This is a genomic window from Dongia sp. (assembly GCF_041906375.1).
GTDB lineage: Bacteria > Pseudomonadota > Alphaproteobacteria > Dongiales > Dongiaceae > Dongia.
Genome location: NZ_JAYRJJ010000001.1, coordinates 95,700 through 114,562, shown reverse-complemented (window position 1 = coordinate 114,562; position 18,863 = coordinate 95,700). Strand labels below are relative to the sequence as shown.

Here is an 18,863-nt window from a genome sequence, read left to right as displayed (position 1 = left end):
CCGCAGGACAGTTAGCGCAGGAGCTTGGCATACTGTTCGGGATCCCAGCAGGTGCCGGGCTTCACGTCATCCTTGGTCATCAGACGCGTCGGCGAATAGATCTGGGCCTTGAAAGCGCCCGGTTCCTGCTTGGCCTGCAGCAGGGTGCTGATCGCCGTGAAGATGTCGCGGCCCATGCCTTCAGCGTTGTAGTTGATCGCCGCGGAATAGGTGCCATCCGCCAGGCCGTCGCACATGCTCTGCGCACCGCCGCCCGAAGTCAGGAAATAGACCTGGCCCTGCTTGCCGGCCTGCTTGATCGCGGCACCCGTGCCGATGCCCTGCCCGTCCCAGACGTCGATGACGCCGCAGAGATCCGGATGCTGCTGCAGTACGGTTTCGGTGATGGCGCGTGCCTTGCTGGCGTCCCAATCGGCCGCCTGGCTGGAAACCACTTCGATTTCCGGATGATCCTTGAGCACATTCATGATGCCCTGCACCTGGTAATAGCTGACACCGCCGGTGAGGACGCCCTGCACGATGGAAATCTTGCCTGATTTGCCGCTATCCTTGCCGCAGGCCTTGATCATCAGGTTCGCTTCCTGCTCACCCATGGCGATGAAATCGGGACCGACAAAGGCATCGGTCTGCACCGCACCCTGCATGTTCACCTGGATGACATAGATGCCTTCGGCATTGGCCTGCTTGAGGAGGCGCGCCAGCGACTGCAGATCGGGATTCTGGGTGACAATAACGTCAGGATGATCGGCAATCAGCGAGGTGAAGGCCTGCGCCATTGCATCCGTGTTCCAATTGGGATCCTGCACGGAGAAGTTCATGCCATGCCGGTCTGCGCCGAGCTTGGTGACGCCGCCCCAGGCCTGCGCAAGATCGAAACCGGCAGAAATCGGCAGGTAGGCGATCGTCTTGCCCTTCAGCGCATCCAGCGCCGGCTGGCGAAAGGGATCATTCATGTCATCCGCCATGGCGGCGGCGGAGCCGAGAAATGACGCGAACAAGGCCGTGGTGACAAAGCGCGCGAACTTGGAACTACCCATTGCAACCTCCCAGTTGTTGATCGCCGGCTTATGCCGCGATCGAGATTTGGGGCTAGATATCCCCTTGTTGTCCCGTCTGCTCGTCACGCGGATTGACGACACTGTCAGTTATGATGGCGAGCAGCAGGATGAGACTCTTGATGACGTTTTGAACGGTGTATTGAATGTCCATGATCGTCATGCCGTTGAGCAGCGTGCCGATGAGCAGCGTGCCGACGATGACGTTGCGCACGCCGCCCTTGCCACCGCTGAGGCCGACGCCGCCCAGCACCACGACCAGGATGACGTCATAGATCATGTTGGAATTGACGATGCGCGTGTTCATCGCCTCGACCGAGGTCGCGGTGATAATGCCGGCGAGATAGGCAATGCCGCCGGCCAGCACATATTGGAAGACGAGCATGGGTCGGACGGCGATGCCGCCGATCCGGGCCGCCGCGAAATTGTCGCCCATCGCATAGATGAACCGACCGCGCTTGGTATAGCGCAAGAAGCCGAACGCAATGAGCGCAGTCGCCGCAGCGACGATGATCGGCATGGGGATGCTGAACAGCCCGCCTTGCCCGACAGCGGCGATCCAACCGATATCGCGCGGCATGTAGACGACGTCGGTGCCGGTAATGAGATGGGCGCGGCCGAAGCCATAGATGAAAGTCGCCATCGCCAGGGTGGCGAAGAGGGCTGGAATTTCGGCATACGCCACCAGAATCCCGCTCGCCAACCCCATGCCGACAGCAAAGGCAAGACCGATAGCCATGGCTGGACCGAGGGCCATGCCGGTATTGATCAATTGGAACGTCCAGGCGACCGAGATCGCCATGTTTGCCACCAAAGAAAGGTCGATGCCGCGTCCCAGCACGACGATGACCATGGCTAGTCCGAGCACGCCCAGCACAGCGACACTGCGCAGCAGAGAGACGATGTTCTCGGGCGTCAGAAACCGGTCGAGGCTGAGGGAAAAGATCACGAAAAGGATGATCGCCAGACTGAAGACGATCCGTTCCTGGTTGAATTTCCGGAGGCTGGCGCGGAGGTTCATGCCGATCGCTTTCACTTGGCCGTCACGGGCTCAGAACGGCGCCGAAGCGAGCACGAGGCGCCCTTTGACATCTCCCCGACGGACGCGATCGATGGCATCATTGGCAAGCGCCCGATCGACCCGCTCGACCGGCAGCGGTTCCAATCCGCCGGTCTTGGCCAGTTCGACCAGTTCACGCAACTCCTGCAGGCTGCCGACGTAACTTCCTCGGATCGACTGCGCCTTCAACGGCAGCATCGGCAGGGACAAGGTGATATCGCCGCCATAGAGACCGACCAGGACCAGCGTTCCGCCCTTGTTGAGGACGTCGACGCCGACCCGCGCGGTATCCGTGCTGTTGACAAAATCAATGACGCCCATGACCGGGCCACCCGCCGCCTTGATGACATCGGCCGTGATATCCGTGTCCTTGCCGCCGACGGCAGCGCTGGCTCCGGCCTGCAAGGCGATCTGCTGCTTGGCTTTGTCCTGATCAACCACGATGATGGCCTTATGCTTCAAGGCCTTCAGGATCTTGATGGCAGCAATGCCGAGCCCGCCGCCGCCGATGAGGACGATCGGCTCGTCCGCCTCCAGTGGCATGACCTTGGCAATGGCGGAATAGGCGGTCACGCCGGAACAGGCATAGGTCGCGGCCACGGCCGGATCCACACCGCCGAGTTCAACCAGGAATTCGCTGCTCGGCACCATCACATGGGTCCCGTAACCGCCGGCACGGAAGACGCCGATGGTGCGGGGCGTCAGGCAGATATGGCCATTGCCGCTGCTGCAGCGCTTGCAGGCACCGCAACCGATCCACGGATAGACGATACGCTGGTCGCCGACCGCGACACCCTTGGCATCCGGCCCCAACTTGGCGACACGGCCCACGGTCTCATGCCCCAGAACCAGCGGCAGTTTCACGCCGCGATCTTCCAGCGACAGGCGCTTGCCGCCACCTAGATTGTAATAGCCGTCCTGAAAGTAGAGATCCGAATGGCAGACGCCGCAATGCGTGACCTCGACCAGGATTTCACTGCCTTGCGGTTCAGGCGTGGGCGCGCTGACCTCTTTGAGCGGCGCACCAATCTCGACGACAGCCCAACCCTGCATTTTTCTCGAACTCCCCTGACATCGTCGTCCTTTTGGACTGACTTTTTGTTGCCGGCACGATAGCACCGGGTCGAAATAGGAAAATGAACAGATTTGTTCTAAGTCACATAAGCCAAAATTATGGCTCTATATGCGGGCGGGCCAGGCACAGATATGGCGGGATACTGATGGTTGCGCCGGCGCAACTATCCGCACATCTAAGTCACAGATAGAGTGACGGGCGATTGCTCTCGTCAGCGAGATTGGCGGCCCAGGCGCCGTCCTGCACCAATTGGCGCAATGTTTCCCAGGCCAATTGTCCGATGGCGCGGACAGCGGCCGGCAAGGGCCGCTCCGTCGAATAGGCAAGGAAGACCTTGCGCGTCAGCGGCGGCGCCGTCAGCGGCCAGCTGTTGAACGTGCCCGCCTTCACTTCGCGGGCGATGGCCGTGCGCGGCAGGATGCCGTAGCCGCGCCCCCGTTGTACCAATTGCTTGATCTGCCCGTAGGAATCGATCTCGATCGCCGGCCAGATCGGCGCATTGATGGAAAGAGCCGCCTCTTCGATGAGATCGCGCAGGCCGTGCGCCGGACCGGGAAGGATGAGATCGAGGTTTGCCGCTTCTGCCAATGTCACCGGATTGCCGGTGGCGACCTGACAGGCCTCAAGCTCGGCCGCGCCAAAAAGACACAGTTCCTCGGTCAAGGCATGATGAATGGCCAGACCGCCTGGATTCGACGTGCTGTAGATCATGGCGAGATCGACCTCACCGCGCCGCAGCCAGTCCAGGATATATCCGCTCATCGCCTCGGCGATGCGGATTCGCACGGTCGGATAGCGCGCCTGGGCCGCTTCGATCAGCGGTACGCTGAGCAATTCGCTGACTGTGCCCGGTATGCCGAAACAGACTTCACCGACGGGAGCGCTTTTTTCGCCGCGCACCGTATCGCGCAATTCACCGAATTCGGTGAGGATCGCCTTGGCGCGCTGCAGCAGCCGCTCCCCGGCTTCGGTCGGCAGCACACCGCGCGTGCCCCGATGCAGCAAGGTCACGCCAAGTTCTTCTTCCATATGCCGCAAATGCTGGCTGAGCGCCGGTTGCGCGACACGCAGTTGATTGGCCGCCTTGGAAAAGGAACCATGCTCCACGATCGCAACGAAATAGCGCAATTGGCGCAAATCCATTCAGGTCTCCTCGCCACAGCGCCGCCGGTCAAATCCTGGTAGCACCTGCATACATGCTTCTTTGCCCAATTCAAACCCCGGCATCATGCTGCGCCTCAAGGCTGCGGGCAAAATCAAGCAGGTATGGCCGATCCGTTGCGAGAACGACACGCCCGACCGCACGCGCCCAATAGAGTTCGCCGCCGAACGCCAATCGCTCCCGTTGCAGGATACGCGTATAGATATGGAGATCGCATTCCTCCGCCATGCCGATCGCGCCATGGACCGCATGGGCAATTTCGGCAACACGGGCAGCAGCGCTGCCGATGACGGTCTTGGCGATACCAACGCGGGTTCGGTCTATATCCCTCACGCTTTTCTGCGCATTGCAGGCAATTCCAGCGGCCGCCACCGCGAGCGCCACCTGCTCGACCATTTGGCTGATCATCTGCTGAATGGCCTGAAAGGTGGCAATCGGCCGACCGAATTGCTGCCGATCCTTGGCATATTGCAGGGTCATGTCGCGGATCCGCTCCATCGCTCCGGCCATCGTCAGCGCGCTTGCCATGGCCCCGAGGGCAAGACAGTCGATACCAGGAGAGAGTCGCCCGCCCGACGCCTGTCGGTCGGCTGATATCAGAAACATTCCGACATCATCTCCTGCGAGGAACCAGTCCGGCCGATATCCACATGCCTGCAACGGGCGCTCGATGGCGATTGAACCGGCCGGTGCCTTGCCCGCCAGCGCCCCGCGCAGCAGGACCGTATCGCCAATGGGCGCGGGCACGCCATGATAACCGGCAGCGAACAAGAGCGGCAGGAGCGCGGCGAAGGCCGTCTCGCCATCGCCATTCTCGCCGGCCAGCAGATCAAGAAAGCCAGATGCTTCGATCTCTGCCCAGACTGGATCTGGAACGCCAGCCTCCAGAGCGCGTACCAGTGTGGGCGTATAGGCCGAGAACAAGCGATGGGCAGTGGCTGTCACAAGGTCATGCATCAGCGCAACCCCGCGTCGCGCGCGATCATGCCGCGCAAAATCTCACGCGTGCCACCGCGGAGGGAAAAGGACGGCGACATACTCTGCGTATAGGCAAGGGTCTGCAGAAGCGTATCCGGCACGGGATCTTCCGGTGCCGAACCGATCGCATCGCCGATTGCCTCGGTCAGCCATTGCTCAAAGCTGGTGCCGAGGTCCTTGACGATCGCCGCTTCGCCGGGAGGGACTTCGCCCCGGTCGAGTTTTGCCGTGACGGCCAAGGACAGGGCCCGCAATGCTGCCAGCCGGCAGGCGATCTGGCCCACGACCTGCTCGGTGTGAGCATCCGCCTGGCCGCTCGACCTCAGATGGGCCAGCCAGTGATCCACCAGAATCATGGAGGAAAGGAAACGCTCCGGGCCGCTTCGCTCGAAAGCCAGTTCGGCATTGACCTGCACCCACCCGGCACCCTCCCTTCCGACCAACGCATTCTCCGGCAGAAGAACGTCGTCGAACAGCACTTCGCTGAAATGATCATCCCCGGCCAGGTCGCGAATGGGCCGGATGGTGATGCCGGGAAGATTGAGGTCGATCAGGAACTGCGACAGACCCTTGTGTCGATCCTCGCGCGTACCGGAGGTACGGACGAGGGCCAGCATGACATGCGATCGGTGCGCATTGGTGGTCCATATCTTCCGGCCGCTGAGCCGCCAACCGTTATCCACCCGCTCGGCCCTTGCCCGCACGCTAGCGAGGTCCGACCCGGTATCCGGCTCGCTCATGCCAATACAGGAGAAAAGCTCACCCCGGCAGATCGCGGGAATGAACCGCTGCCGCTGTTCTTCGGTGCCGAAGCGCAAGAGGCAAGGTGCCGTCTGACGATCGGCGATCCAATGGGCAATCACAGGGGCGCCGGCGACCAGCAACTCTTCGACGACAACAAAACGGGCGAAGGCGGAGCGACCGCCGCCGCCATAGGATTTTGGCAGCGTGATCCCGATATAGCCGCGGGCGCCCAGCGCCCGGGTAAAGTCGGCATCGAAGCCCATCCAGGAGCGGGCACGCCGTGGCAGCGGAATTTCCGAAAGATAATCGACCAGAAACGCGCGCAGTTCGGCGCGCAGCGCCTCGTCCTCCGGCGGAATCTGCGGGGATGGGACCATGCTATTCGCGCCCCTTCAGCAGGCGCGCGACTTCGTAGACCATGGCCAAGGCGCGATGCTGATTGAAGATTTCGACCTTGGATTTGACCACCGCCCGTCCGGCTTTGGAGGTCGGCCGGATGCCTGTGATTTCGATGACCCCATCGATTGTATCGCCGACGCAGATCGGACCGATCGCCCTCACGCTCATCTCGAGCATCGCGAGACCGGTCCCCTGCAAGAGAGTCTGGAATTGCATCCCTTCGATCAGAGCGCAGGTCAGTGCGCCCGGCACCGGCCGGCCGGCGATGGCCCCGCCTTCGTAATGCGCGTCGATGAAAATTGCCTCAAGCATTCCGGTCGCCGAAATGAAATTGACCAGATCCGCTTCGGTGACGGTCCGCTTGAGCGTTTGGAACCGGTCGCCGACGGCGAGATCCTGCCAGTAATGACCTGGCATCAGCAGCTTGGTGCTCATCACCCGTTCCTCGCGCAATGTTCCGTCGCGATCACGCCCTTGGCGCAAAGGGCGTCGATCTCGTCCTTGCTGAGCCCAAGCTGACGCGCGAGGATATCGGCTGTGTCTTGGGCGAAACGCGGCGGCGCCTTGTCATAGACAGGTTGCGATCGTGAGAACTGCGCCGGATAGCCGAAGGCACGTATCTTTGTGCCGTCATCCCGTGTCATCTCCTTGATGAGGCCGCGCGCCTTTACCTGCGGATCGCGCGCCACCTCTTCAAGCGTGTTTATCGGACCGCCTGGGACACCATGCGCCTCCATGGCGGCCAGCAGATCCGCACTCGAGCGGGAAGCGGTTGCCTGCCGCAGACGGGTCTCAAGCTGGTCACGATGCAGCAAGCGCTTCGCATTGGTGGAAAAGCACGGATCGGCGGCGATGTCGGGGAGATCGAGCAATCGACAAAGGGCGCGGAATTGCGCGTCATTTCCGACAGCGATGACAATCGTGCCATCGACGGTCGGAAAGTCCCGATAGGGTACGACATTTGGATGCGCATTGCCGCGTCTTATCGGCACCTGCCCACCCAGCAGAAAATTGGCCCCTTGATTGGCCATGACCGCAAGCTGCGAATCGAGGAGAGCGCAGTCGATCAATTGACCCAAGCCTGTGCTGTGGCGGTGATGCAGTGCCGCCAATATCGCATTTGCCGCATATATGCCGGTGAAGAGGTCCGAGACCGGAATGCCGACCTTCAACGGGCCGTCACCAGCTTCCCCGTCTGCGCGCCCGGTAACGCTCATCAGGCCGCTCATCGCCTGGATCAGGAAGTCATAGCCACCGCGCCCCGCATAGGGACCGGTCTGGCCGAAGCCGGTAATGGAACAATAGATCAGGCGCGGGTTGACCGCCTGCATGGCCGCATAGTGCAGGCCATACTTCGCGAGGGTGCCGCATTTGAAATTCTCGACCAGAATATCAGCTCGCTTGGCCAAGCCTGCAATCAGGGCGGCACCTTCCGGGGTCGAAAAGTCGACGGCAATAGTCGATTTGTTGCGGTTGGCGCAGAGATAATAGGCAGCGTCGCTGTCGTCGCGCCCATCCTGCAGGAAGGGCGGCCCCCAGAGGCGCGTATCGTCGCCGCCGTCCGGCCGCTCCACCTTGATGACGGTAGCGCCAAGATCGCCCAGCATCTGCGTGGCCCAAGGACCGGCCAAGACCCGGCTGAGGTCGAGGACCGTAATGCCCGCCAGCGGTGCTTCCGTCGCTCCCAATTCGCCCCCCAAACGGCCAAGCACAGTGTGGCGCTTGTCATGCTTCATCTAGTGAAGTTATAGTTCATTATTTGAGAGGCGAGGTAACACCAGCCACCTCGGGCTGTCAATCTCGGACAGTCGCCGGTGAAGTCTGGCGCCCGCGGAAGGAAATGCGGAAAATGACATCGTTCAAGCCGGTGACGGCGGTTCTCAGGGCTTTCGACATACTCGGGATCGTCAATCGGCTGGAGCAGCCGACTTTCGCCCGCATTCACAAGGCCTCCGGCCTCAGCTCGGCGACAGTCGTCCGCATGCTGGAAACACTTGAACACGCCGGCATGATCGCGAAGGGCGACAGCCGCGCGTTCTATCTGCCGACCAGCCGGACTCTTGAACTCAGCCGCGGCTACGACCAGCGCAAATCCCTTGCCCTGGCAGCAACTCCCATTCTCGCGGCGCTGCAGCGGCAAGTGGTGTGGCCATCGGATCTCGCCATTTTCGACAATGACGGCATGGTGGTGGTGGAGACCAGCCGCGGCAATGGCCGCTTGTCCTTCAATCGGCATAGCGGTTTCCGCGCGCCGTTGCTCGGGACCTCACTCGGCACCGCCTATCTCGCTTTCACCGACCCCACCAAGCGCGCCGAGGTTCTTGCCCGGCTAAGCGAACAGCCGGAACCCTGGAACGAGCTGGCCCGCGACCCGAAATCGGCCGATTCCTACTTTCTGAAGATAGCCAGGCGCGGATATGGCAGCATGCATCCCGACTATTGCCGCAGCGCCTATGACGGCATGGTGTCGGCGATTGCCGTGCCCGTGCTCGTTGGCAATGATCCGGTCGCCGCGCTCAACATCTCCTTCTTCCTTGAAGCAGTCTCGGAAAAGGAAGCGGTGAAGCGCTATCTGGCACCCTTGCGGGCAGCCGCCGATGCTATTGCGGCCGCGACTGGGTGCTGAGCAGCCCGATTCATCATGACGCCTCCGCCTATGCCAGCAAGGTATCCGCCAATTGTGCGGAGGCGCGGCGCAAGATCGGCAAACACTCGATCGCTCGGGCGAGGCTGAAGCGAACGCTGGGCGCGTAGCAAGCAAGCGCTGCCAGGATTTCGGCGGAGGCGATCGGCAGAAGTCTCGGCCCGGTGAGCCGATATCCTTCCCAACGAAAACGGATGGTGCGCGTCGAAGCGATCCATTGCCGGTTCTTGGCACCAGCTCGGCTAAGGGTCATTCAGCGACTATACCGCCTGCCGATGTGATTCTAGACCTCCCGCTTTGAGAACCGGCGCTTGCGAAACGCCGCAAACTGCGTGTCCGCCAGCACACCGGCCAGGATCACGGAGCCTGTAACCGCAAAGTTCAACGAACTCGGTATGCCCAGCAGATTGACGAGGTTCTGCAGTATCTGAAGCAGGATGACGCCGAGGACCACGCCCACGATCGACCCTTCGCCGCCTCTGAGTGAAAATCCACCAAGAACGGCGGCGGCGATTGCATAGAGTTCGTAGAAATTTCCGTGCGAAGACGGCGAGATCGAGCGGGTGTACATGGCAAAGAAAATTGCCGAGACAGCGGTGAGCAACCCGCAAATGACGTAGGCCGCGACAATGACGCTCTTGGTATTGATTCCGGAATAGCGCGCTGCTTCCTCATTCTTACCCACGGCGTAAAGATGCCTGCCGAAGACCGAACGATGCAGCACCACCCACATGATCACGGCAACGATGAGCATGGCGATAAAGGAATGCGGCACGCCGAGCAACCGGCCCGTCGTCAGCCATTCGAGCGCCGGGAAGCTCTCACCGAAGGCAAAGCCGGCCGTGGCGTCCGCCGTATAGAAACGCGCGACCCCGCGATAGATCAGCAGGCCGCACAACGTCACGATGAATGGCTGCAAGTGCAGGCGGGTGATCAATATGCCGTGCACCAGCCCCATCAGCATGCCCAGGGCAATCATGAGCAACAAGGCGACCGGCCAGGAAACGCCAAAATTCACGATCAGATCGACAAAGAGAACGCCCAGCAAAGCGATGATCGATCCCACGGAGAGTTCAATTCCGCCGGTGATGATCACGAAGGCCTGGCCGATGGCGAAAATTCCGAACAGTCCCACCAGATTGGCGGTATTGCCGAGGTTGATCGGCGACAGAAAGAGCGGATTGATGGTGGCAACAACCGCACCGACGACCAGAATGAGAACGAACAGGCCAATATCCTTCTTGATCATGCGGCGTCACCTTCCGGACTTTCCATTTCGTTTGTCACCAGGGCAGCACCCACGGCCAACCGAAGGACATTTGCCTCGCTGAATGACGGTCGGTCGAGATAACCGCTGATGCGCCCTTCATGCATCACGGCGATGCGGTCGCTGACGCCGATCACTTCCTCCATATCGCTGGAGATCATCAGGATTGCGACACCGGCATCAGCGAGATCGCGTAGCATCCGATAGAGATCCGTCTTGGCACCGACATCGATGCCACGGGTCGGTTCGTCGCAGATCAGGAGGCGGGGATGCAGGCCAAGCCATTTTGCCAGCACGACCTTCTGCTGGTTGCCGCCGGAAAGTTCGGCCGCGGAAATACGCGTGCTGGGTGCCCGAATATGCAGTTTTTGCTTCTGCTGCTCCGCTTCCAGGCGCAAAGGCTCTCCGCGGACGAGCCCCATCCTGGTATAGGCCTGCAAAGTGGGCAGAGCGATGTTTTCGGCGATCGAAAGGTCGAGCAGCAGACCTGACTTCTTGCGGTCCTCGGGAACCAGAAAGATCCCACGCTCGATCGCCATGCGCGGCGCCGATATGACAACTTCCTGGCCATCCAGCAGGATGCTGCCACCTCGGATACGATCGATTCCGAAGATCGCACGCGCAAGTTCGGTACGGCCAGCCCCGATCAGCCCCGCCAGCCCCATAATTTCACCGCGTCGGATCGAAAGAGAGACCGGTTGGTCCGGATAGGTCTCCGTTCGCAGGTCTCGCAACTCGAGAACTGCATCCCCGGGCGCTTCCGCCGGTGGCAGGTAGAGCGATTTCAGGTCGCGACCGATCATCAGTCGGATCATTTCGCCATGGCTAACTCTTTCTTTCGGCAGGTGGCCCACTATGCGGCCGTCGCGCAGGACCATGACTCGGTCGGCGCAGGCGGTAAGCTCGTTCAGGCGGTGAGTGATGAAGATGATGGCAACGCCCTTGCCCTTGAGGTCGTCCATGATCGCCAGCAGGCGTTCCGTTTCGGCGAGCGTGAGGCTCGAGGTCGGCTCATCCATGATGATCAGTCGCGCATCGAGGGACAGCGCTTTCGCGATCTCCAGCAATTGTCTTTGCCCGATCGATAGATCGGATACCAGGGAGGTGGATTTGAAATCGACCTTCAGTTGATCGAGATATGGTTTGGCCCTTTCATGGAGGGCCCGCCGGTCGACCAGCTTCATCGGCCCCGCCATGCAGGGCTCGCGGCCGATGAAGACGTTGGATGCAACATCCAGATTCTCAAAGAGATTGAGTTCCTGATGGACGAAAGCAATGCCGGCCGCAGTCGCCTCCCTTACCGTCAGCGCCGGCCGCTCTTGACCATCGACATGGATCACGCCGCTGCTCGGCGCGACGACGCCGCCCAGGATCTTCATCAACGTCGATTTGCCGGCGCCGTTCTCACCCACCAGGCCAATCACCTCGCCCGGCGCCACGGCGAATGAAACATCCTCGAGTGCTCGGATGCCTGGGTAGGATTTGGAAATCTGCGTCAGTTGCAGAAACGCATCGGCCATCTCGCCTTCGCCTCCCCGGCAATTGCGTGATTTCAGTGTGACGGAGCTGAACGGTGGGGGCAAGAAGATGCTGGCGCGGAAGGGAGCCCCGCGCCAGCATGGCACTCGCCAATGTGATCGACCGACCTATTTGCCGAGAGTGGCTTTCAGGTTGGCCTCGAACTCGTCGACATTTCCTTTGTCGATCACCTTGGTCGGGACAATGATCAGCTTATCCGCCGGAATCTGGGACTTGTCGCCTTCAAGATAGGCGGCCATCAGTTTCATGCCCTGATAGCCCCATTCGAATGGCTGCTGCACAACCGTGCCGGCGAAGCTGCCGTCCCGGACCGCGCCAAGGGTGATGGGATCCTCGTCGAAGGCAATCACGGTGATCTGACCAAGCTTTCCGGCAGCCTGCAGCGCCTCGTAGATCTTGGGTGGGTTATACGAATAGAACCCGACCATGCAGGTAATCTCCGGATTCGCAGCCAGCACGTCGTCAACATTGCTGCGGGCGCGCGCGAAATCGACATCGTCCCCGCGAACATCGACGAGTTCGATACCCTTGCCCTCGACCGCTTGTTTGAAGCCGGCGATGCGCTCCTTGGCATTGTCGGCACCGAGGAAGCCAACGAAGCCCATGCATTTTCCGCCTCCAGGCAGTGCCTTCACCGCAACTTCTCCGGCCTGCACACCGGCCGCTGTATTGGAGGAACCGAGATAAGCGATGCGATTGCTGTCCGGCGCGTCGCTATCGGTGGTGAAAAGCGGTACCTGCGCCGCAATCCTGTTGAAGGCGTCAATCGATGTCTTGGGATCCACCGACGAGATCATGATCGCATCTGTACCGGCCGCGACCAGATCATCCATCAGCGCATTCTGTAGCGCCGCAGTGCCTTGTGCGGGGTATTTGAACTGCAATTCGTAGTTCGGCAGCTCGGCCTGAGCCTTTTTGACACCCGCTTCAGCGAGCTTCCAGAAATCCGAAGCGGCATTCACCACGAAGGCGAGTTGCTTCTTTTCCTCGGCCATGGCGTGAACGGATGTCAGCATGATCACGCTGGAGACAACGATGGAGACAAAGGTTTTCACAACGATCCTCCCATTGCTAATTTTAGTTGACCATATTCGCATTGAACCAAGGCGAGCGTTCTTACCTGCGCTACTGCTCGCGAGTGTTCCATTGGCCTCAACGTGTCGTCAACATTAATTTATCATATTTAATAAATGTTAATTTACAATATATTGCATGTGCTAATATGCGCATAAACATGAATGACATAACTTGTGCCCTTATCGTAGAGTGATGCCAGATGTTGATAGGCTGGGTTGTATGAACGTAAAAAAGGAGTCGCGCCGGGTCCTGCCCGCGCGGCAGCGCACCAAGCGCCGCAGCGTGACTATGACCGACATCGCCGCGTTGGCCGGCGTTTCGCAGACAACCGTTTCCCTGGTCCTTAACGACGCGCTCGGCGCGCGGCTAACGAATCAGACGCGTCAGCTTGTACTGGAGGCGGCAAGAGAACTTGGCTATCGCCGCCTCAATCGGCGCGAAGCAGTTCGTCCTGCCGCGAACAGCGCAAAGGTCATCGGCGTCATGGTCGATGAATTGTCGACTGACCCCTGGTGTGCCATCGCCCTTGATGGCATTCGCCAAAAAGCCACCGAATACGGTGTCGCGGTCAGCATCGCGGTAACCCAGGGTGACCGCGATTTGGAGTTGATCGCACATGCGCAATTACGCGATTTGGCGCTGTTCGGCCTCATCTATGCCACGATTCAGACACGGCGGATTCGTCCTGCATCCATCTTCACGTATCAGCCTACCATTCTTCTCAATTGCCATGTCGCTGACAGGTCCCTTCCTTCGGTGACGCCGCGCGAGATCCTCGGCGGGCGAACAGCGACCGACCGTCTGCTTAGGGGCGGCCACACACGCATTGGCTTGATCACGGGCGAAACCTGGATGGACGCGATGGGCGATCGCCTCAAAGGCTATCGTCAGGCGCTTGCAGCCCACGAAATTCCCTTCGACGCCGAACTCGTGCGGCCCGGAAATTGGGAACCATCGGCGGGATATGAGCAGACCTACGCCTTGATGCAGTTGGAAAAGCCGCCCACGGCAATCTTCTGCGCCAATGATCTTATGGCCCTCGGCTGCTTCGACGCTCTCAAGGAAATGGGGAAGCGAATTCCGGAAGATGTCGCGGTCATAGGGTATGACGACCGCGAGATCGCCCAGTTCCTGCGCCCTGCGCTGACGACCATTCTGCTGCCCCATTTCGACATGGGTGTGCTCGCCACGGAATACCTCATCGACCATGCCCAGCGGCCGCGCATGAGGCCCGCGCAGATCAAAGTCGATTGCCCCCTTGTCGACCGTGCATCCGTCAATGCCTCGCCGGTTTCGGGCGGTAATCGGCATTAGCCGTCAATCAGGGGGGAACACGCCATGCTGATTCTGGTAACTGGAGCGACCGGCAAGGTCGGGGCAACGCTCATCAACGATATATTGCAGGATCCGCAATGGCGCGATGTGCGGATACGGGCCCTATGTCACAATCGCGTCCCGCCGCAACATGAGCGCATCGAAATAGCGCGCGGCGATATCGCCGATGCTGCCACGGTTGAACGGGCGATGTCCGGTGTCACACATGTCGTTCATCTCGCCACCTGCAAGGAAGTGCCGGAGACGGTCATGGACGTCGCGGTCAAGGGCCTGTTCTGGCTGCTCGACGCATTCCGCCGGTCGCCAAGCGCCCAGCAGTTCATCCTTATCGGCGGCGACGCCGGAATCGGCCATTTCTTCTATGAGCATGACGGTCCCGTCACCGAAGCGCAGCCGCACATGGCCTATCCGGGCTGCTATGCCCTTTCCAAAGTGTTGGAAGAAGTCATGCTGACCCAATTCGGCATCCAGTACGGCATCAATGCCTGCTGCCTGCGTGCACCCTGGATCATGGAGAAGGACGACTTCCGCTATACGCTTTCCTTCGGCGATGACGTTTTCGGCGGTCCCGATTGGAAATCCATGGTGCCGCCCGATATCGCCACCAAATGCCGTGCGAACGGAACAGTACCGCTGCTGCGTGACGCCCATGGCCGGCCCCTGAAACGAAATTTCGTTCATGTCACGGATCTGACACGCGCCATCCTCATGGCGCTCGACAACCCGGCAACCAAGAATCGCCTCTACAACATCTCCATGGACGAGCCGGTCGATTACGGGGTCGTCGCCGCCCATCTCAAGGCCACGCGCGGCCTGCCCTCGATCGACATCCCGAGCGGATATCACTCCAACTGGCTCGACAACACGCGGGCGAAATATGAACTTGGCTGGCGGCCGACCTATGACACCGTCAGAATGATCGATGCCGCCTTCACCTATCAACGCGCCGCCGACGATCCGCGCAAGGTTTGGTACCCCGGATAGGTCGGAAATGGTGATGTCATGCGGCGCGATGATGTCCGGTCGGGAAAGGATACTATTGTCGCCCATATTTGAGGAGATGCCGCACTGTCTCCAGCGCGCCGCGCTCCCATAGCAACTGAAATTGCTTGAGGAGTTCGGCACGAAAGGCCTCGTTGCATGGCAGATCTGCACCAAAAACCTCGTTCATGGTTAAAGCACGGTCGAGCGCAACGGCTGGAGAGGTCGAGGACAAGGCCACTCTGAGGCGTTTGGCCAGCGGGTCGCGAACGTCAATCTCTTTGCCGTGCTCGTCAGTTCCAGAAGCATAGCGAAGCCAGGCAGCAACTCCCAACGTCGCGCGAGTTGCAGGCAAGCCACGAGCAAGGCGAGCCCGGATGGTTCCCAGAAGGCGCTGCGGCAGCTTTTGACTTCCGTCCATCGCAATCTGCCAGGTACGATGTTTCAGGGCGGTATTGGCAAAGCGTTTCAGCAGCAGATCGCGGTAGAGGACGAGATCGCCAAGGCCGGGCGGTAAGGTATCCATAACCTCTTCCGTCATGAAATCGTATATGAGGCGATGGAACGAGGTGTTTGCAATTGCCTCGGCAATATGACCATAGCCGGCGAGGTACCCCAGATAGGCGAGAGTCGAATGGCTGCCATTGAGCATACGCAGCTTCATCATCTCGTATGGCTTCACATCTGCCGCCAGTTTCGCGCCGGCCCGTTCCCAAGGAGGGCGTCCACCTGGAAAACGATCCTCTATCACCCATTGCGTAAATGGCTCAGTCACGACTGGCCACGCGTCCAAATGGCCCGCCACGCGTTGCGCCAGTGCGCGATCCTCCTCTGTCGTGGCCGGCACGATCCTGTCGACCATAGTCGAGGGAAACGCAATCTCGCGCGCGATATAGTTGGCCAGATCGTCATCCTTCATGGTGGCGAATTCCGTAACGACCCGCGCTGTGGTTTCTCCATTCGCCGGAAGATTGTCGCAGCATAGCACCGCAAGTGGAGGCGCCGCCGCTGCTCGCCGCATTTCCAGCGCTCTGACGATCAGCCCGGGAACGCTGACCGGTACATGCGGGTTGGCAAGGTCGTGCTGGATGTCGGGATGCCTCGGGTCGAGGCGACCGGTCGCCGGGTCGTGGCAATAGCCTTTTTCCGTCACCGTAAGAGTAATGATTCGCGTACGCGGATGGGCCATCGCGGCCAGCAATTCTTCCCGTTGAACTGTTGCATCAAGCACGTCGAGCAGTGCGCCGATGACGCGCGTATTCGTGGCGGTATCGTCCCGAACGATGAGTGTATACAAGCAATCCTGCGGAACCAGAGCGGCACGCGTGTCGGGTCTTCGCAGCGATGCACCAATTATACCCCAAGAGGGATCAAGTCTCAGAATATCGTCAACGTATACAGCCAGATGCGCCCTCTGAAAGGCGCCCACACCCAAATGCACGATACCGGGCGTGACTTGGTGGCGATCGTAAGGAAGGGGAGGGTCGACGCTGGCCGCCGACAATCGCCGCGTATGTGTTTTAGTCGCCAATTTCTATGAGCGCCTTTATCAGTCCAAATTTCTGCGTCGCCCAGACGGGAATGCGACTTGCCGCTTCAGTCAAACTGGTGCGGTGCGTAACCAGTCGATCAATTTCGATCTGACCGCATCGTATTGCCTCTATCACTTGCAGGAAGTCCTGATTCGTTGCGTTCCGGCTCCCGAGAAGCGTCATCTCCTTCCGGTGGAAATCCGGATCGGCAAAGGTGATGGAATCGTTGACCACACTGATCAGCACATATCGGCCGCCATGGGCGACAAAGTTGAACCCGCTCTCCATCGAGAGACGATTGCCGGTGGCATCAAAGACAACATCGAAGCCATTGCCGTCGGTAAGGTCCGCCATCTCGGATATCGGGTCAGTCACGGATTTGATGGCCGTTGCACCTGAGATCGACTGAGCTGCTGCAGCCCGTTCCACATCCTTGTCATATACGGACACTTTGCCGCCGGCGAGACGCGCAAACAGGACGGCGCCGAGCCCGATCGGACCTGCACCAACCACCAATACGTTGTCGGCATTGGTCACAACACCTCGCTTCACCGCATGTGCGCCAATTGCCAGAAATTCCGTCGAAGCGCAGGCATCCAGAGACAGGCCTCGGGATGGAAGGAGATTTCCTAGGGGTATCGACAGCATACCGGTCATGCCCCCATCCCTGTGCACTCCCAAAACCGATATTTTGACACAGCAGTTCGGCCGACCCGCGTCGCAGGCGATGCAGGTTCCGCAGGCAATGTATGGATTGACGACGCAGACGTCGCCAACACGCAGATCGCTGCCGGGCGGTGTCTCGAGTACTTCCACCGCCAACTCATGTCCCATGACCCGAGGATATTGCAGGAACGGGTGCTTGCCTTGAAAGATGTGATAGTCCGTTCCACAGATGCCGATGCGCCGCGGCCTCACCAGGGCTTCACCTGGCGCGCAATGCGGCAGTGTCTGCTGTACCAATTGCAGTCTGCCGGGCCCGGTACAGACAAGAGCTTCAATTTTCGGCATCGCGTTCATCCATCGTGAATAGGTTCTCCGCAGATGATCGAGAGCGAAGACCGGCAGTTCGCCGGCCCTCGCCTCGACATTATCAAAACTGGGCCATGTTGTCCTTGGTAACCAAGGCAGCACCGGAGTCGATCAATGAGTCGACCTTCTCGCCATGAATGGCCTTTACTAATGCATCAACGCCAAGCTGCGCCATCTTGGCCGGGAACTGGGCGACAGTTGCGTCCTCGATGCCTGCTTCAAGAGCTTCCATCTCGCCACAGCAGAAATCAAACCCAGCCAGCACGATCTTGTCATTGGGAATACCCGCTTTCTTGATCGCCTGAGCTGCTCCGGCGGCAGGCGGGCCGCAGGCCGCAAAGATGGACTTGATATCGGGATTCTTGGTCAGCAAGTCCTCGGCTACATTGATGCCGAGTTCCTCGGTGCAGTTGGTTGCACCCCGACCGACAATCTTGATATCGACGCCCTTCAGTCCATCAAGCATGCCGTTGACGCGATCATCCAGAGATGGAACGCCGGGGACGCCTTCGAGGATGCCCAGTGTGTCGCCGTCTTTGAGAACAGTCTTCAGGTATTCTCCGGCGATCTTGCCTGCATTGTAATTGTCGGTCGTCGCAAGAGCCGTACGTCCCTTCCAATCCGGGATGTTATTATCCATCAGCACGACCTTGACCCCCGCAGCGATTGCCTTGTCGAGAGCCGGTGCGACCGTAGGATCGACCGGCGTCAAGGCAATGCCTTGGACGCCCTTGGTCACCATGGATTCGATGAGGGCGATCTGCCCCTCGATATCCGTGGCGGATGTCCCCTGACCATAGATGATTTCCACACCAGGGTGCGCTTCAGCATATGCCTTCGCGGCATTTTCCATGGTGGCAAAGAACGGCACTGGAAATTTAGTGATGAACCCTATTTTGACTGGATCTTCGGCCATAGCAAGGCCATGCCCTGCTATGGTCAGTGCCAGCGCGCCAAGCAGCAATTTTAGTCTCATGACACTT

Annotated in this window: 18 protein-coding genes; 3 read left to right on the top strand and 15 right to left on the bottom strand. The window is 59.9% G+C overall.

What is annotated here, in order from left to right; genetic code table 11:
- Positions 1–11 precede the first annotated feature (11 nt).
- The 8 genes from ACE3OA_RS00545 to ACE3OA_RS00510 form a co-directional block, all read right to left on the bottom strand.
- Complete coding sequence (locus ACE3OA_RS00545) at positions 12–1,037, bottom strand: sugar ABC transporter substrate-binding protein (protein WP_374306670.1); 1,026 nt, start codon at positions 1,035–1,037, stop codon at positions 12–14.
- Between the two features lie 52 nt (positions 1,038–1,089).
- On the bottom strand, positions 1,090–2,076 hold the full coding sequence (locus ACE3OA_RS00540; protein ID WP_374306668.1) for an ABC transporter permease: 987 nt from the start codon (positions 2,074–2,076) through the stop codon (positions 1,090–1,092).
- A gap of 30 nt (positions 2,077–2,106) precedes the next feature.
- Positions 2,107–3,168 carry an alcohol dehydrogenase gene (locus tag ACE3OA_RS00535; RefSeq protein WP_374306666.1) on the bottom strand — a complete coding sequence of 354 codons (1,062 nt, stop codon included), beginning with the start codon at positions 3,166–3,168 and terminating at the stop codon, positions 2,107–2,109.
- Positions 3,169–3,370: 202 nt separating this feature from the next.
- Positions 3,371–4,333, bottom strand: a complete 963-nt coding sequence (locus ACE3OA_RS00530; RefSeq protein ID WP_374306664.1) for a LysR family transcriptional regulator — start codon at positions 4,331–4,333, stop codon at positions 3,371–3,373.
- A 70-nt stretch (positions 4,334–4,403) separates the two neighbouring features.
- Positions 4,404–5,309, bottom strand: a complete 906-nt coding sequence (locus ACE3OA_RS00525) for an acyl-CoA dehydrogenase family protein (protein WP_374306662.1) — start codon at positions 5,307–5,309, stop codon at positions 4,404–4,406.
- The gene (locus tag ACE3OA_RS00520; RefSeq protein WP_374306660.1) at positions 5,309–6,451 is read right to left on the bottom strand and encodes an acyl-CoA dehydrogenase family protein; all 1,143 of its coding nucleotides are present in this window, start codon (positions 6,449–6,451) and stop codon (positions 5,309–5,311) included. The genes ACE3OA_RS00525 and ACE3OA_RS00520 overlap by 1 nt, the downstream gene beginning before the upstream one ends.
- Before the next feature lies 1 nt (position 6,452).
- Complete coding sequence (locus ACE3OA_RS00515) at positions 6,453–6,908, bottom strand: MaoC family dehydratase (RefSeq protein WP_374306658.1); 456 nt, start codon at positions 6,906–6,908, stop codon at positions 6,453–6,455.
- On the bottom strand, positions 6,908–8,209 hold the full coding sequence (locus tag ACE3OA_RS00510; RefSeq protein WP_374306656.1) for a CaiB/BaiF CoA transferase family protein: 1,302 nt from the start codon (positions 8,207–8,209) through the stop codon (positions 6,908–6,910). Before ACE3OA_RS00510 ends, ACE3OA_RS00515 begins: the two co-directional genes overlap by 1 nt.
- A 113-nt stretch (positions 8,210–8,322) precedes the next feature.
- On the opposite strand from ACE3OA_RS00510, the gene ACE3OA_RS00505 reads away from it, so the two are divergent.
- Entirely contained in the window at positions 8,323–9,099 is a 777-nt protein-coding gene (locus ACE3OA_RS00505) for a helix-turn-helix domain-containing protein (protein WP_374306655.1), read from the top strand.
- 28 nt (positions 9,100–9,127) lie between these two features.
- Here ACE3OA_RS00505 and ACE3OA_RS00500 read toward each other — a convergent pair whose 3' ends face one another.
- The 4 genes from ACE3OA_RS00500 to ACE3OA_RS00485 form a co-directional block, all read right to left on the bottom strand.
- Positions 9,128–9,370, bottom strand: coding sequence for a hypothetical protein (locus ACE3OA_RS00500; protein ID WP_374306654.1), 243 nt, complete (start codon positions 9,368–9,370; stop codon positions 9,128–9,130).
- Positions 9,371–9,400: 30 nt separating this feature from the next.
- Positions 9,401–10,366 carry an ABC transporter permease gene (locus ACE3OA_RS00495; protein WP_374306653.1) on the bottom strand — a complete coding sequence of 322 codons (966 nt, stop codon included), beginning with the start codon at positions 10,364–10,366 and terminating at the stop codon, positions 9,401–9,403.
- Positions 10,363–11,904 carry a sugar ABC transporter ATP-binding protein gene (locus ACE3OA_RS00490; protein WP_374306652.1) on the bottom strand — a complete coding sequence of 514 codons (1,542 nt, stop codon included), beginning with the start codon at positions 11,902–11,904 and terminating at the stop codon, positions 10,363–10,365. Before ACE3OA_RS00490 ends, ACE3OA_RS00495 begins: the two co-directional genes overlap by 4 nt.
- 126 nt (positions 11,905–12,030) lie before the next feature.
- A complete protein-coding gene (locus ACE3OA_RS00485; RefSeq protein ID WP_374306650.1) occupies positions 12,031–12,978 on the bottom strand; it encodes a sugar-binding protein in 948 nt (315 codons plus the stop codon).
- A gap of 241 nt (positions 12,979–13,219) precedes the next feature.
- Here ACE3OA_RS00485 and ACE3OA_RS00480 point away from each other — a divergent pair, with 241 nt between their 5' ends.
- Together ACE3OA_RS00480 and ACE3OA_RS00475 are read left to right on the top strand one after the other, a co-directional pair.
- The gene (locus tag ACE3OA_RS00480) at positions 13,220–14,314 is read left to right on the top strand and encodes a LacI family DNA-binding transcriptional regulator (protein WP_374306649.1); all 1,095 of its coding nucleotides are present in this window, start codon (positions 13,220–13,222) and stop codon (positions 14,312–14,314) included.
- Positions 14,315–14,338: 24 nt separating this feature from the next.
- The gene (locus ACE3OA_RS00475) at positions 14,339–15,319 is read left to right on the top strand and encodes an NAD-dependent epimerase/dehydratase family protein (RefSeq protein ID WP_374306647.1); all 981 of its coding nucleotides are present in this window, start codon (positions 14,339–14,341) and stop codon (positions 15,317–15,319) included.
- A 52-nt stretch (positions 15,320–15,371) separates the two neighbouring features.
- On the opposite strand, the gene ACE3OA_RS00470 is transcribed toward ACE3OA_RS00475, so the two are convergent.
- The 3 genes from ACE3OA_RS00470 to ACE3OA_RS00460 form a co-directional block, all read right to left on the bottom strand.
- On the bottom strand, positions 15,372–16,820 hold the full coding sequence (locus ACE3OA_RS00470) for a mannitol dehydrogenase family protein (protein WP_374309186.1): 1,449 nt from the start codon (positions 16,818–16,820) through the stop codon (positions 15,372–15,374).
- A 16-nt stretch (positions 16,821–16,836) separates the two neighbouring features.
- Entirely contained in the window at positions 16,837–17,859 is a 1,023-nt protein-coding gene (locus ACE3OA_RS00465) for a zinc-binding alcohol dehydrogenase family protein (protein ID WP_374306646.1), read from the bottom strand.
- Between the two features lie 82 nt (positions 17,860–17,941).
- Positions 17,942–18,856, bottom strand: coding sequence for a sugar ABC transporter substrate-binding protein (locus ACE3OA_RS00460; protein ID WP_374306645.1), 915 nt, complete (start codon positions 18,854–18,856; stop codon positions 17,942–17,944).
- Between the last annotated feature and the right edge of the window lie 7 nt (positions 18,857–18,863).

Coding starts and splice junctions, on each gene's coding strand:
- ACE3OA_RS00545 (WP_374306670.1), bottom strand. CDS start 1,037: ATGGGTAGTTCCAAGTTCGCGCGCTTTGTCACCACGGCCTTGTTCGCG.
- ACE3OA_RS00540 (WP_374306668.1), bottom strand. CDS start 2,076: ATGAACCTCCGCGCCAGCCTCCGGAAATTCAACCAGGAACGGATCGTC.
- ACE3OA_RS00535 (WP_374306666.1), bottom strand. CDS start 3,168: ATGCAGGGTTGGGCTGTCGTCGAGATTGGTGCGCCGCTCAAAGAGGTC.
- ACE3OA_RS00530 (WP_374306664.1), bottom strand. CDS start 4,333: ATGGATTTGCGCCAATTGCGCTATTTCGTTGCGATCGTGGAGCATGGT.
- ACE3OA_RS00525 (WP_374306662.1), bottom strand. CDS start 5,309: ATGCATGACCTTGTGACAGCCACTGCCCATCGCTTGTTCTCGGCCTAT.
- ACE3OA_RS00520 (WP_374306660.1), bottom strand. CDS start 6,451: ATGGTCCCATCCCCGCAGATTCCGCCGGAGGACGAGGCGCTGCGCGCC.
- ACE3OA_RS00515 (WP_374306658.1), bottom strand. CDS start 6,908: ATGAGCACCAAGCTGCTGATGCCAGGTCATTACTGGCAGGATCTCGCC.
- ACE3OA_RS00510 (WP_374306656.1), bottom strand. CDS start 8,209: ATGAAGCATGACAAGCGCCACACTGTGCTTGGCCGTTTGGGGGGCGAA.
- ACE3OA_RS00505 (WP_374306655.1), top strand. CDS start 8,323: ATGACATCGTTCAAGCCGGTGACGGCGGTTCTCAGGGCTTTCGACATA.
- ACE3OA_RS00500 (WP_374306654.1), bottom strand. CDS start 9,370: ATGACCCTTAGCCGAGCTGGTGCCAAGAACCGGCAATGGATCGCTTCG.
- ACE3OA_RS00495 (WP_374306653.1), bottom strand. CDS start 10,366: ATGATCAAGAAGGATATTGGCCTGTTCGTTCTCATTCTGGTCGTCGGT.
- ACE3OA_RS00490 (WP_374306652.1), bottom strand. CDS start 11,904: ATGGCCGATGCGTTTCTGCAACTGACGCAGATTTCCAAATCCTACCCA.
- ACE3OA_RS00480 (WP_374306649.1), top strand. CDS start 13,220: ATGAACGTAAAAAAGGAGTCGCGCCGGGTCCTGCCCGCGCGGCAGCGC.
- ACE3OA_RS00475 (WP_374306647.1), top strand. CDS start 14,339: ATGCTGATTCTGGTAACTGGAGCGACCGGCAAGGTCGGGGCAACGCTC.
- ACE3OA_RS00465 (WP_374306646.1), bottom strand. CDS start 17,859: ATGCCGAAAATTGAAGCTCTTGTCTGTACCGGGCCCGGCAGACTGCAA.
- ACE3OA_RS00460 (WP_374306645.1), bottom strand. CDS start 18,856: ATGAGACTAAAATTGCTGCTTGGCGCGCTGGCACTGACCATAGCAGGG.